The organism is Alcanivorax sp. HI0083 (genome assembly GCF_001635175.1).
This window is the reverse complement of sequence record NZ_LWFX01001352.1, coordinates 1-12,449: the sequence shown is the minus strand read 5'-3', so window position 1 is coordinate 12,449 and position 12,449 is coordinate 1. Positions and strand designations below refer to the sequence as shown.

The window sequence follows — 12,449 nt, the reverse complement described above, 5'->3', positions numbered from 1 at the left end:
GGTCATGCCCAGATCGTGCAGGGTGCTGGTGGGCACCTGGATGGCCATTTCTTCTTCCGGCAGGCCGATGAATTCCACTTTGCCGGCGCCCAGCGCCAGCAGCTCATCTTCCATTTCCCGCACCAGCGTGCGCAGTTCCTTCCGGCTGCCGTTTTCCGTGGACACCAGAATTGAGGTGACCAGGGAATAGCGGGTGATTTTCTGAATCACCGGGCGTTCGGCATCCTGTGGCAGGTTGCGGATGGAGTCGATGCGCTGACGCACTTCATCCAGGGTCAGGCCCAGGTCACTGCCGTCTTCCAGTTCAATAAAGATGGCGCTGGCGCCCTGCTGGGAGCGGGCGATCAACTTGCGGGTGTTGGGCAGGGTTTTCAGGGCCTGCTCAACGGGAATGGTGATGGAGCGTTGCACATCTTCCGGGCTGGCGCCGCGCCAGGGGATGGTGACGGTGACGTACTCGAAATCGAAATCCGGGAACAGCTGGGTGTTCAGCCGGGTCAGGCCCAGCACCCCGAGCATGATCATCAGCGCCATCAGCAGGTTGGAGGCAACCTTGTGTTCGGTAAAGCTGGCAATCAGGCCCCGCGACTCACTCACTGTCACCGCCCTGGTTATCCGGTTCTGCATCCGTTTCCGGGCTGCTGCTCTGGGTCTCGGTATCGGTTTCGGTATCAGCGTTACTGCCGGGCACCGGTTGCGGGTCCACGGCCAGGCCGACGATGGCCTGAGGCAGCTGGGTGGTCATGATGCGTTCGCCGCCTTTCAGGGTGTCGGCGCGCAGCAACAGCAGGGAGCGGTCGCCATCGATGGCTTCCCCGACGATATGGGCGGACACGCGCTGCAGGCGGTGGTCGGCGTCGATGCGATACAGGCGGTCGAGCCCATGCAGGGCGGTGGCCGGCAGCGCCAGCAGTTGCGGCTGGGCGGGGAGCGTCAGGGTGATCGTCAGCGGGCGGCCCAGCGCGGCGGTGGGCACCCCTTTGGCGCTGTCACCGCTGAAGGCAAACAGGCCGTCGATACCGCCACGGGCATCGGCCGCATCCCCGGCCAGCCGTTTCAGATTCAAGGGCAGGGTATGGCCTTCCAGCTGGGTGCTGGCGGTCAGGTCGCCGGCGATCAGTCCTTCGCGAACGGCAGGAAGGTAGCGGTCGGGAATCTGCGCGCGCACTTCCAGTTCGGTGTCGGCAAACAGGTCGATCAGCGGTTCGCCGGGGCGCACCCGCTCGCCGGGGGCCACGCTCACCTGGGTGACGGTGCCGTCGAAGGGGGCGTTGACGGTGGTGCGGGCCAGGTCGATTTCAGCTTGCTGCAGCTGGGCTTCGGCGCTGGCCAGGCGGGCTTCCATGCGTGCCAGCTCGTTACGGAAATCACTGACGCTGAGTTGCCGCTGGCTGAGTGACAGGTCCGCCCGGGCCTGGGCTTCTTCGGCTTCGTCCAGCTGGGTCTGGGCCACCAGCTTGCGTTCACGCAGGGACTGGATGCGTTCCAGATTATCGGCGGACAACTGCGCCAGTTTCTTTTCCAGCGCCAGGTTTTTCTTGTCGCTCTGGTAGCGCAGCCGGGTGGTTTCCAGCTGGGCGGCGGCTTCGTCACGGGTGGCTTTGGCGCGGTCCCGGGCCAGGGCGGCTTCGGTGTCGTCCAGCTGGATAAGCAATTGGCCTTCGGTGACCCGGTTGCCGGCCCGCACCGGGATGCTGTCCACGTTGGCAGTGACCACGGCGGTCAGGCCCGCCGCCCGGGGGGATTGCACCCGGCCGAACAGCTGGATCTGCGGCGAGCGCGCCTGGGGGTCGGCCAGCACGAACCGTACCCGGGCATGGTTGTCCACCACGTCGCGGGTGGGGGCGGACGGTTTGAAGATGGCGAGCAGAATGATCGCCAGCACCGTGCCCAGAATAACGAAGGCTACCGGGGGAAGTTGTTTCGGGCGGTCTCGCAAGGGAAATCCTTTATCGATAATGATTCTCAGCCAGCTACTCTAGCGTTTTCTTGTGGGAGTGCCTATCGGCAGCCCCCTATCTTCAACGCTGGCAATGTTTTTATACAATCTCTTCGTGCCATTTTCTTGCACGTTCGGACCACAACGCGTAAATCAGGGGCCAGTAAACCTTCGGAGGTGCCGTGAGCGAACAACAAGACAAGATTCTGGTGGTGGATGACGATGCGCGACTGCGTAGCCTGCTGCAACGGTTTCTGGAAGAAGCCGGCTATACGGTAAAGGCGGTGGGCGATGCGGAACAGATGGACCGTGCCCTGTCCCGCGAGCTGTATTCCCTGATGGTGCTGGATTTGATGCTGCCGGGGGAAGATGGCCTGTCGATCTGCCGTCGCCTGCGTGAGGCCGAGAACGTCATGCCGATCATCATGCTCACTGCCAAGGGCGATGATGCCGAGCGCATTGAAGGCCTGGATGCCGGCGCCGATGACTACCTGCCCAAGCCGTTCAACCCCAAGGAACTGGATGCCCGTATCCGGGCGGTGCTGCGCCGCCATGTGCGCGAGCTGCCCGGGGCACCCAGCAAGGAAGTAGGGTCGGTGACGTTTGGGCCCTGGATTCTGGATCTGGCCAACCGCACCCTAACCCGTGATGGTGATCCGCAAAGCCTGACCACTGGGGAATTCGCGGTGCTCAAGGCCTTGCTGCAGAACCCCCGCGAGCCGCTCACTCGGGACAAGCTGATGAGCCTGGCCCGGGGCCGTGAATGGTCGGCCATGGAGCGCTCCATCGATGTGCAGGTCTCACGCCTGCGCCGCCTGCTGGAAGACGACCCCTCCAAGCCCCGCTACATCCAGACGGTCTGGGGTGTGGGGTATGTGTTTGTGCCGGATTAAGGAACGCCTGACGCTTGACGCCGGAGGCCTGACGCTTAAAGTCGGGAGTTCTTTTCTTTGTCTGGCGTTCGGCGTCAGGCTTCTGGCGATGTATCAATGACACTCTATCCCCGCACTGCCTTTGTCCGCTCCGCCATTGTGGTGGGGCTGGTGATTGGGATCAGCCAGGCGCTGACCCTGTGGTTCTTTGCCCGTAATGCCTACCTGCCCGGTATCCGTGAATACGCCCGCTTGACGGTGTTGCAAGCGGAACTGGCGTTTGATGATTCGCGGGCGGCGGCGGATGCGGATCTGGCCGACCGGCTGGGTAGTGCCACCGGCATCGCGGTGGCGATTCCGGAAAAGCTGCATGATGGCAGCATGCTGTTGTCACGCCCGGTGGTGGGCCGTTTTCAGGAAGAGCTGGAAGGCATGCTGGAAGAGCCGGTGACGGTGCGCCTGGAAGACAGCCGGCAACCGGTTCTGTGGGTGAATGCGCCGTCGTTTGGTGAACAATGGGTGCGTGTGCCCATGGCGTTCTTCCGGGACTACGATCGCTATCTGTTGCTGGGCTGGGGAGTCACGGTGCCCCTGCTTGCTATTATCGGTGGCTTGCTGATTGCCCGGGGGCTGAACTTGCCATTACGCCGGCTGGCCAAAGTGGCCTTGAAAGTCGGGCGAGGCGAGGCGGTGCCGGTGCTGGATACCACCATCGGCCCGGAGGAAATCCAGGCGGTTAACACCGCCTTTAACCGAATGACCCGTGACTTGCAGCAGGCCCAGCGGGATCGGGCATTGCTGTTGGCCGGCGTGTCCCATGATTTGCGAACCCCGCTAACGCGCCTGCGGCTGTCAGCGGAATTCATGCAGGACGAAGAGCTGGCAAAAGGCATTGTCGAAGACATTGAGGATATGGATGCGATCCTCGATCAGTTTATTTCCTTTATCCGTGACGGGGCGGATGAGCAGCCAGATTTTGAAAACCTGAATGACCTGATTCAGGAAGTGGCCGGCAAGTACCCGGCCGAACAGCTACGGTTCGAACTGGAAGATCTGCCCCGGTTAATGCTCAAACGACTGACCGTAAAACGGATGCTGGCCAACCTGGTGGGTAACGCGCTCAAGTACGGCGCCTCGCCGGTGGAAATCCGCACCGCTGTTACCGAAAACAAGGTGGTGCTTACCGTGCGTGATCATGGGCGCGGCGTGCGTGAAGAAGACATTCCTCTGCTGTTACAGCCGTTTTCCCGGGGCGAAAAGGCGCGCACTCTCAGTGGCAGTGGCCTGGGGCTGGCGATCGTGAAACGGATTGTGGACATGCACCATGGTGAAATTCAGCTGGCCAACCATCCCCATGGCGGGCTGTTAGTGGAAGTGCGTTTTCCGGTAACCGGTAAATTCGTGCAACCGGAGCCCCTTTCCGCCGGTGTGAGATAAGGTTTTCCGGTAACAAAAAACCACATTTTGTGGCCCGGAATGTGCGCTGGCGCAAGGTTTGCAGTGTAAGGGTCGGTGCATTCTAGTACGCAGTTACTGGCATGGGTAACTGGAAAAACACCAATGACAGACAGCCAATAATAACGATGAAAAAAATGGATCCTGTTGCAACAATACGTTGTTGATGCCACTGCCAACCTGTTCGAAAACATAACCGTGAACAGGTGAATGGGACAAGAAGCGGGCACAGCGCGCAGGCAGCAGGGCGAACACCAAATGGACTTGGGAGAGCGCCTTATGAATATCCTCGCCGTGTGGTTGCCACCACGATGACCTGTATTTCCAGCCAGATTCTATTCGCTGATCCTCACGGGCGTTAACCGGGGTGGGTTAATGTTTGTGTTGTGAATGCCGATAGCCTGTTGTGGCCTGTGTGCCACGAGAGGTTTTGGGTCGCACGCCTGTGCGGCCTTTTTTTCGTTTGGGTAAATTCTTCGGACGCCTGATGCTCGAACCCGGAAGCGACATCAGCGCTGTTCTTTCTCCGGTTTTGATCTAAGCTTTGAGGCGTGAGGCGTGAGGCGTCGGTCGCCCAGCCTTATAACCCAGGGAGCGGTAATGACAATACACGAACGACGAGTTTTCGGGATGCGCATGGGGCTGGCCATGCTGGTTGCGGTTGGCGTCATTGTCAGTGCGCCGCTGCGGGCCAGTGATGATCCGTTGCGGACCGGTTATGCGGGCGTGCAGTACAACCTGCTCGATCAGCAGATCCCTGTTGGTGATGATGCACAACCGCGCAGCGTTCAGGCGGTGTGGGGCTGGCAGTACAACACCCTGCTCGCGCTGGAAGCGCGGCTGGGTTATGGCGTCAGTGACGATGAGGGCGGGCTGGAGACGGCCCGGGTTAGCGTGGACCCGCAATGGCTGGTGGGTGGCTATCTGAAAATGGGCCTGAGTTACCGTTTGCCGCTGTCCCCCTATGTGCTACTTGGGCACTCCTCGGTGAAGCGCGAGGTCACCGTGGCCGGCGGCGATAGCGAAGACGATGTGGCCAGCGATCCCTCCTACGGCATGGGGGCGTCGATCAAGCTGAACGAACGTAATGCCCTGACGGTGGAATGGCTGCAGCTGGATGACGACGACAATGACCTGACCACCGTTAACGTGGGCTATCTGTTCCGTTATTGATCGGTCTGTGCGGGCAGGCCGGTGGTAACGGCGTTACGTTTTTCCAGGCTGCGGCCGGCCAGGAAAATCAGCAATCCGCCCATGGCCAGGGCCGCCCCTACCAGGCCGGTGGCGGACCATTGTGCGCCCATCTTGATGGTGACGCCGGCCAGCCAGGCGCCCAGCGCATTCGCCAGGTTGAACGCGGCATGGTTCATGGAGGCAGCCATGGTCTGGGCGTCTTCTGCCACATCCATGAGTCGCGTTTGCAGGGCCGGGCCCAGTGCCATGCTGGTGCCGACCAGCCCCACGAAGAGGATGGCGGGCAAGGGCCAATCGGCGGCAAAGTAAAAGCCGGCCTGAATCAGCGCACACCAGATCAGAATACGCGGTATGGCACGCAGCAAGTTGCCGTCTGCTGCGCGGGCACCGGCAAAGTTACCGATGATGGTGCCGATGCCGAAGATCATCAGCACCATGGGGCCCCAGCTTTCCGCCATGCCGGATTGCTCGGTGAGGGTGGGCATCACATAGCTGAACACCGAAAACATGCCGCCGAAACCGATGCTGGCGACCCCCAGGGTGAACAGCACCCGCTGTTTGACCAGCGCGGACAATTCGCGACGTGGGCTGGCGTTCGGGTCCGGCGCCTGGGCGGGTACCCACAGGCGGATTAACAGGGCGGTGCACAGGGCAATCACGCCCACGCCGATAAAGGCCACTTCCCAGCCGAACAGATTGCCGGCCCAGGTGGCCAGGGGCGCGCCAACCACGATGGCAATGGTCAGCCCGCTCATCACCCGAGCGACGGCGCGGGCACGCATGTGATAGGGCACGGCGGAGGCTGCCACCAGGGCGGCGACACCAAAGTAGGCCCCATGGGGCAGCCCGGCCAGAAAGCGCAGGGCCACGAAGGTCCAGAAATCCGTGGCCAGGGCGCTGGCCATGTTGCCCACGGCAAACACCAGCATCAGGGTGATCAACAGTCCTCGCCGGGGCACCCGGGCCGCCAGAGCGGAAATCAGCGGTGCACCGACCACCACCCCCAGCGCATAACTGCTGATGGCATAGCCCACATCCGGCACCGGGACTTGCAGGTCGGTGGCCACGCGCTGCATCAGTCCCATAATGACGAACTCGCCACTGCCAATGCCAAAGCCCCCCAGAGCCAGAGCGAGGGAAAGGCGAAGCAAGCGACTGGAGTCGGAGGACATAAGGGTTCCTGGATGAAGGCAGCGGGCAGGTCTGTGACGGATGGGATGAGACTGTCGATATTGAACAGGGTTCATTCTAGCATGCGAAAGAATGGTTTAGTGCCTGGAGCAGGCAAGAAAACGCCAGCAAGAACAATGCAGCAAGAATGAAGAAAGAATGACAGGGGTAACGATGAAGGTGACACGCATCATGGCCAATGTGGCCACGGACGATCTGGGCAAGGCGCAGGCCTTCTATGGCGAGATTCTTGGCCTGGACCGGATTATGGACCATGGCTGGTTCCAGACCTATGGCTCGGCAGAAACCATGACGGTGCAGCTGAGTTTTGGCTCCCAGGGTGGTTCAAACACAGCGGTGCCGGACCTGTCCATTGAAGTGGATGATCTGGACGAGGCATTGAGGCGGATGCAGCAAGCGGGAGTGCCGGTGGAATACGGGCCGGTGAGTGAGCCCTGGGGCGTACGACGCTTCTATGTACGTGACCCGTTCGGTCGGCTGTTGAATATTTTGCAGCATGAATAACCGCCCCTCTTGCCCGAGCAGGGTGGAGAGGCGGTGTGGCGTCACAGGGCGCTGGTTGGCACCAGCGGAATATTCACCCGCGATGGCATGGCCGGGGCGCTGTAAATGGTCATGGCGCCCAGCAGGCTGGTGAGCAGGTCGGGGATCGGGCTCAGGCCATGGGGCAGGTCACTGGTGCCCACGCTGATGCGCAGCTTTTCCCCGGCCTTGATCAGGGCGCTGGTGGGGAACACTTCCACATCGGCCCGGAAGGCGGTCAGCGGGCTGATGCTACGTTTTGATTCTGCGCTAAACGGGTGCCAGGGCTGGATCAGTTTGCCGTTCATGAAACGCGATTTGCTGGCATCAAAGGCACTCATGGACGCCATCTGAATGCCGTGGGTCAATGGCCGGGCAATGCCGTTGTCGCCCACCACGCTGACCCGCACGGTGACATTGGTATCCAGGGCGGTGGTGGACGCCCAGATCTGCCCGGTGATCGGGCCGTTGATGGCCATGTCTTCTTCCAGCGGCTCGCTGGTGTACACCGCTTCCAGCAGGTTGACCACGTTGTCCTGTGCCGAGCAGGGCGGCAGGATCAGGCCGAGCACGCCGGCAGTCCACTGGCTGGCGCTGGCGGAGCACAGGCCATTGACCGGCGTCTGCAGCAGGCTGGTCTGCTTGTTGCTGGTGGGAGCGTCCCCGCTGATCTTGCCAAACAACGGCAGACCGAACTGGCCGTGCAGGTAGAAGGTTTCCGCTTTGGCCTGGGGGTGTGGCCAGTCGGCGGCGGTGACATAGCGTTCGGCACCGGTGTAGTACTGGGTGACCGGCGGGTAGGACGGGGCGCCGGTGTCGATATCTTTCAGGTAATGGTCAAACCAGGCCAGGCGCAGGCTGTCCAGGTCCGGCACACCATCCGCGGGCAGGCCGGCACCGGATGAGCCGTCCAGGTGCTGCCAGGGACCGATCAGCAGTTTGGCGGTGGTGTGGTCCTTGAGCCCTTCATAAATCAGCGGCTCGCCGCGCTGGAAAATATCGTTTAGCCCGCCGACCACGAAGGTGGGCGCACTGATCTTGTCGATCTGTTCCAGCGGTGAGCGGATACGCCAGAACTCGGTGTCGAAGCGGTTCTCATCACCAATCAGGGCTCCGGCAATCACCGGCACCTGGAAATCCACCAGAGCACCTTCCAGGTGCTGAAGCAGGGTGGTGAGGCTGTAGGCAGGATCGCCATTCTCGAAGCCCACGGAGGAGGGGATAACGCCCAGCCCGGTGACCAGCGCCATCCACAGGGGAATAAAGCCGGCGTTGACCTGGCCCCCGGAGAACACGATGTCCCGGTAGGCGTCGCCCATGGGCACCACGGCAAAAATCGCCTGCACGGCCGGGTCTTCCTGGGCGCCGGTGAGCAGACCGGTGATGCCCATGTAGGAGGGGCCATTCATGCCGATCCGGCCGTTACTCCAGGGCTGTGTCTTGATGTACTCCACCAGCTCGGCCATATCGTCCTGATCCACCTGGCTGAAGGCCTGCCAGCTGCCCTCCGAGGCACCGGTGCCGCGCATATCCACATTGATATAGGCATAGCCGTGTTTCACCAGGTCCAGGTCGGCAATCAGGCTGCTGGACAGGAACTGGTTGTAGCCGGTGAAGGTGGCGATCACCGGGAAGGGGCCGTCGATGGCATTGCCGTTTTCGTCCGCTGGCAGGGTGACGGTGGCCGCCAGACGAATGCCGTCGCGCATGGTGATCAGCTGCTGGGGCAGGTTGACCGTGTTCGGGTATTCCTCGTCGCGCTGGTAGGGCTCGCTCCAGGCCAGGTTCACCGGTGTGCTCACATCCTCGCCAGCATCGTTATCGGTATCGTCATCGCTGTCGCCGCCGGTGTTGGCGTTGGGGGTGTTGGATGCATTGGCAACGGTCGGGGCGCTGCCGCTACCTCCGCCGCAGGCGGTCAGTTGCAGTGCCAGGCCAAGGAGAATGACGATCAGAGTGCGGCCATTCAGGCGCGCTGAGGATGAAGCGGGCATGGTGCGGTCCCTGTGTTGTTATGGTGGCGGCTCGCCGTGGAGCGAGACATTTTTTTATAGATGTATCAGCGTAGGTGAGATGGCAGTGCAAATCTGTGGGTACCTTGGTGCCCAAGCGTGAAAGATGCAGGGGCTTTTGTGACGGACTGTAATCTGCCTCTGGCCGGAAACGTTTGTGGTGGCAAGGCTGATGGCGGGGTCACCGGGTGCGGCGTAGCTCAGTGGCTTTTTTGGGGGGGATTTGCGTTTTGCCTGGCCAGTTTGCTGTTGGGGGGAAGCCGGCCCCCGGTTCCCCCGGGGGTGAGGCTCTGCGCTGAAGAAGGGGTGGCGTTGTGGTCACCAGGGGGGCTTTGAGCGTCAAGGCATCCTGCGTTGAGTGCGAGACAGTCGCGCTAATCAGCGCTTTGTCACTACTCTGCCGGGTTCAGTTTCAGCAGCTGCCCCTTGTTGCTGTCGGTGAGCAGGTACAGGTAACCGTCCGGCCCCTGACGGACATCGCGGATTCGCTGTTCACGGTCCCCCAGCAGCCGGGTTTCACTGATTGGCTGCTGCCCGTCAAACGCCACCATGTTCAGATGCTGCAACTTGAGTGCACCGTTAGCGGTGTGGCCTTGCCAGCCGGGGTAACGGTCGCTGGTAATGAAGGCCATGCCGGCCGGAGCGATGGAGGGGGTCCAGTGCAGCAAGGGCTGGGCGTAGCCTTTTTTCTCGGTGTCGCCAATGCCGGGGCCGTAATATTCCCGGCCATAGGNAATCACCGGCCAGCCATAATTGACGCCGGGTTTTACCACATTGATCTCGTCGCCACCGCGGGGGCCATGTTCATTGAGCCAGGGTTTGCCGGTCTGCGGGTGCAGGGCCAGGCCCTGGGGATTGCGGTGGCCCCAGCTCCAGATCTCGGTGGCCTGGTCGGCCTGACCCACCAGTGGATTGTCTTCCGGGATGCGGCCATCGTCGTGCAGGCGCAGAACGCTGCCGGCGGGGTCTTGCGTATTCTGGGCGCGCTCGCGTTGCCCGCGGTCGCCAATGGTCATAAACAGGTAGCCGTCATTATCGAACAGGATGCGACCACCAAAATGCTTGCCGGTATTGGTGCAGGATTTCTCCGCCGTATAAATGGTACGGAAGTCGCTCAGGGTGCCGGCTTTATAGGTGCCGTAGCCCACTGCGGTGGTGCCGCCCTCGTCGCCGCAGGGTCTGGCATAGCTCAGGTACAGGCGCCGGTTCTCGGCGAAGTCCGGGTGGGGCAGCACATCGAACAACCCGCCCTGTCCGGAGGCCACCACGTCCGGTACGCCCTCCACATTGGCGTCTTGCAGTTCGCCATCCACAACCCGTCGCAGGGTGCCACGCCGTTCCGTAATCAGCCATTCGTTGTCTGAGACAAACGCCAGTGACCAGGGGTGATGCAGGCCACCGGTGATTGCGGTGGCGGTAATGCTGTTGTCGGTCTGTGGCTCCAGGGTGGCGGTGGTGTCCGCGCAGGCGCTGAGGGCAAGGCTGGATAGCATGGTGATAATGACAGTGCGCATGGCAGGCTCCGGATCGAATATGATTCGAAGCATGCCATGGGCCTGTGGCAGTGAAAACCGTTGTTACTCCGGGTGCGTCTGGAAGCCGACGCTGAAACGGTTCCACATATTGATAACGCCGATCACGTAGCTCAGGTCACTGCGTTCTTTTTCGCTGAAGTGTTCCGCCAGAGCTGCATAGGCGGCGTCACCATCGCCGCCCTGGCTGAGGCGGGTCAGGTATTCGGTCCAGCCCAGGGCTGCTTGCTCTCGTTCGCTGAACCAGTCGGTATCGCGCCAGCCAGCGACAGTATCTATGCGTGCGTTGTCCTCCCCCAGTTTACGTGCTTGGGCGGCGTGCATGTGCATGCAAAAGGCGCAGCCGTTGATCTGTGATGCCCGCAGTTCCACCAGGGCGATCAGTCGCTTATCCAGCCCGGTGGCGTCGATGACGGCCTGGGTGTTGAACATGGCTTTCATGGTGTCCGGTGAGGCGGTGTAGTAATTGAATCGGGCTTTCATGATGATGCCGTCCTTTTGTCACTTTTCAGGTAAATAGCGGGTGATCTCGGTCCAGGGGATCAGGCGGTTTAGCTGGATGGTTTCAAACACTTCCCTGGCCTTTCTCTTGCTGCTCATCTGCGCCAGCAAGACCAGTGCGCCCTGGTAGGACGGGATGCCTCCGTTGCTGGATATCCGGTTGCGATCAACGACAACATTGCGGTCTTCGATCACATTGATGCTGGGGAACTCTCGCTGTAACCGGGGTTCGCCACCTGCCCAGGTGGTAGCGGTGTAGCCATCCAGCAAGCCGGCGTGGGCGTACAAAAACGCCCCGGAGCAATTGCTGGCCAGCCATGACGCGGTTTTTGCCTGTTCGGTAAGAAATGTTGTCAGATCAGCGTTTTTAAACAGCGAGTCCATGACATAGGAGCTGGTGACGATCAGTGCATCCAGTTTGGGACTGTCGTAAATGGTGTTGTCGACCGTCAAGCGTATCCCTTCCTCGGTAGTGACAACGGCGGCGTCTTTCTCCACGCCGATCAACAGCACTTCATAGTCTGAAAACCACGACTCTCTTGTCGCGACTCCAAACACTTCAGCTGGTGCCGTGACATCACTGGTCAGCACCTTGTCATAAACCAGAATCCCAATGCGCTGGTCTGCGGCAATGGAAGGTAATGAATACAGCGCCACGACAATCAGTATCGTGATTCTCACTATTCGTTTTTTGTTGATCATTGGGCTTTGCCTTTTGATGGAAACAGTTCATCCGAGTGCTAATCTACCGCTGTCCGGTTTGGTAAAAAGGACCAGTTTTCTATTATTAAGGAGACCAATTTGCAGTTGCATCTGGTGCTGAATGGCGAAGGGGCGTTGCAGGCCCAGCTTTACCGTGAGCTACGTCAGGCCATGCAGGATGGTCGCCTGCAGGAGGGGGAGCGGATGCCACCAAGCCGGGTGTTGTGCCGTGAACTGGGATTGTCGCGGCAGCTGGTGGTGCAGGCGTATGAGCGGCTGATTGCGGAAGGGTTTCTTTGTGCCCGGCCGGGCAGCGGTACCTTTGTGGCCCGTTTGCCTGCCAGTGAGCCGGTGTCGTTATTGCCGGCAGGTGTTAGCCCCGGGCCCCACTGGATGACGCAGCCAGTGTGGGGGAACGGGCCCGCCCGGCGTTTCAATTTTGCCGGTGGGGTGACCGAGCGGGAGCAGCTGCCGTGGCAGGCGTGGCGGCGCTGTCTGCACCGGGCGGTACGGGATCAGCAGGCGGAGA

The 12,449-nt window shown here is 61.1% G+C and carries 12 protein-coding genes; 5 read left to right on the top strand and 7 right to left on the bottom strand.

Annotated features, from left to right (window positions below):
- The coding region (locus tag A3754_RS20250; protein ID WP_197468742.1) for an efflux RND transporter permease subunit at positions 1-597 on the bottom strand (597 nt) is incomplete at its 3' end.
- A complete protein-coding gene (locus tag A3754_RS20245) occupies positions 590-1,939 on the bottom strand; it encodes an HlyD family secretion protein (protein WP_063521135.1) in 1,350 nt (449 codons plus the stop codon). The genes A3754_RS20250 and A3754_RS20245, both read right to left, overlap by 8 nt.
- A 182-nt stretch (positions 1,940-2,121) precedes the next feature.
- On the opposite strand from A3754_RS20245, the gene ompR reads away from it, so the two are divergent.
- From ompR to A3754_RS20230, 3 genes are all read left to right on the top strand, one after another.
- On the top strand, positions 2,122-2,832 hold the full coding sequence (ompR, locus tag A3754_RS20240; protein WP_063521134.1) for a two-component system response regulator OmpR: 711 nt from the start codon (positions 2,122-2,124) through the stop codon (positions 2,830-2,832).
- 96 nt (positions 2,833-2,928) lie between these two features.
- Complete coding sequence (locus A3754_RS20235; protein ID WP_063521133.1) at positions 2,929-4,248, top strand: ATP-binding protein; 1,320 nt, start codon at positions 2,929-2,931, stop codon at positions 4,246-4,248.
- A 618-nt stretch (positions 4,249-4,866) separates the two neighbouring features.
- Positions 4,867-5,439, top strand: a complete 573-nt coding sequence (locus A3754_RS20230) for an outer membrane beta-barrel protein (RefSeq protein ID WP_082872305.1) — start codon at positions 4,867-4,869, stop codon at positions 5,437-5,439.
- Here the strand turns inward: A3754_RS20230 and A3754_RS20225 are convergent.
- Positions 5,433-6,632 carry an MFS transporter gene (locus tag A3754_RS20225; RefSeq protein WP_063521131.1) on the bottom strand — a complete coding sequence of 400 codons (1,200 nt, stop codon included), beginning with the start codon at positions 6,630-6,632 and terminating at the stop codon, positions 5,433-5,435. The two genes, A3754_RS20230 and A3754_RS20225, sit on opposite strands and share 7 nt — an antisense overlap.
- 157 nt (positions 6,633-6,789) lie before the next feature.
- On the opposite strand from A3754_RS20225, the gene A3754_RS20220 reads away from it, so the two are divergent.
- Positions 6,790-7,155 carry a VOC family protein gene (locus A3754_RS20220; RefSeq protein WP_231880716.1) on the top strand — a complete coding sequence of 122 codons (366 nt, stop codon included), beginning with the start codon at positions 6,790-6,792 and terminating at the stop codon, positions 7,153-7,155.
- A gap of 41 nt (positions 7,156-7,196) precedes the next feature.
- Here A3754_RS20220 and A3754_RS20215 read toward each other — a convergent pair whose 3' ends face one another.
- From A3754_RS20215 to A3754_RS20200, 4 genes are all read right to left on the bottom strand, one after another.
- Positions 7,197-9,167: a CocE/NonD family hydrolase gene (locus tag A3754_RS20215; RefSeq protein ID WP_063521129.1), complete on the bottom strand. Its 1,971-nt coding sequence runs from the start codon at positions 9,165-9,167 to the stop codon at positions 7,197-7,199.
- Positions 9,168-9,577: 410 nt separating this feature from the next.
- On the bottom strand, positions 9,578-10,732 hold the full coding sequence (locus tag A3754_RS20210; protein ID WP_231880715.1) for a PQQ-dependent sugar dehydrogenase: 1,155 nt from the start codon (positions 10,730-10,732) through the stop codon (positions 9,578-9,580).
- A gap of 30 nt (positions 10,733-10,762) precedes the next feature.
- Complete coding sequence (locus tag A3754_RS20205; protein ID WP_063521127.1) at positions 10,763-11,200, bottom strand: carboxymuconolactone decarboxylase family protein; 438 nt, start codon at positions 11,198-11,200, stop codon at positions 10,763-10,765.
- Positions 11,201-11,218: 18 nt separating this feature from the next.
- Positions 11,219-11,899 carry a DJ-1/PfpI family protein gene (locus tag A3754_RS20200; protein ID WP_231880714.1) on the bottom strand — a complete coding sequence of 227 codons (681 nt, stop codon included), beginning with the start codon at positions 11,897-11,899 and terminating at the stop codon, positions 11,219-11,221.
- 120 nt (positions 11,900-12,019) lie between these two features.
- Between A3754_RS20200 and A3754_RS20195 the strand changes: the two genes are divergently transcribed.
- A partial coding sequence (locus tag A3754_RS20195; RefSeq protein ID WP_156497115.1) for a GntR family transcriptional regulator occupies positions 12,020-12,449 on the top strand: 430 nt, incomplete at its 3' end.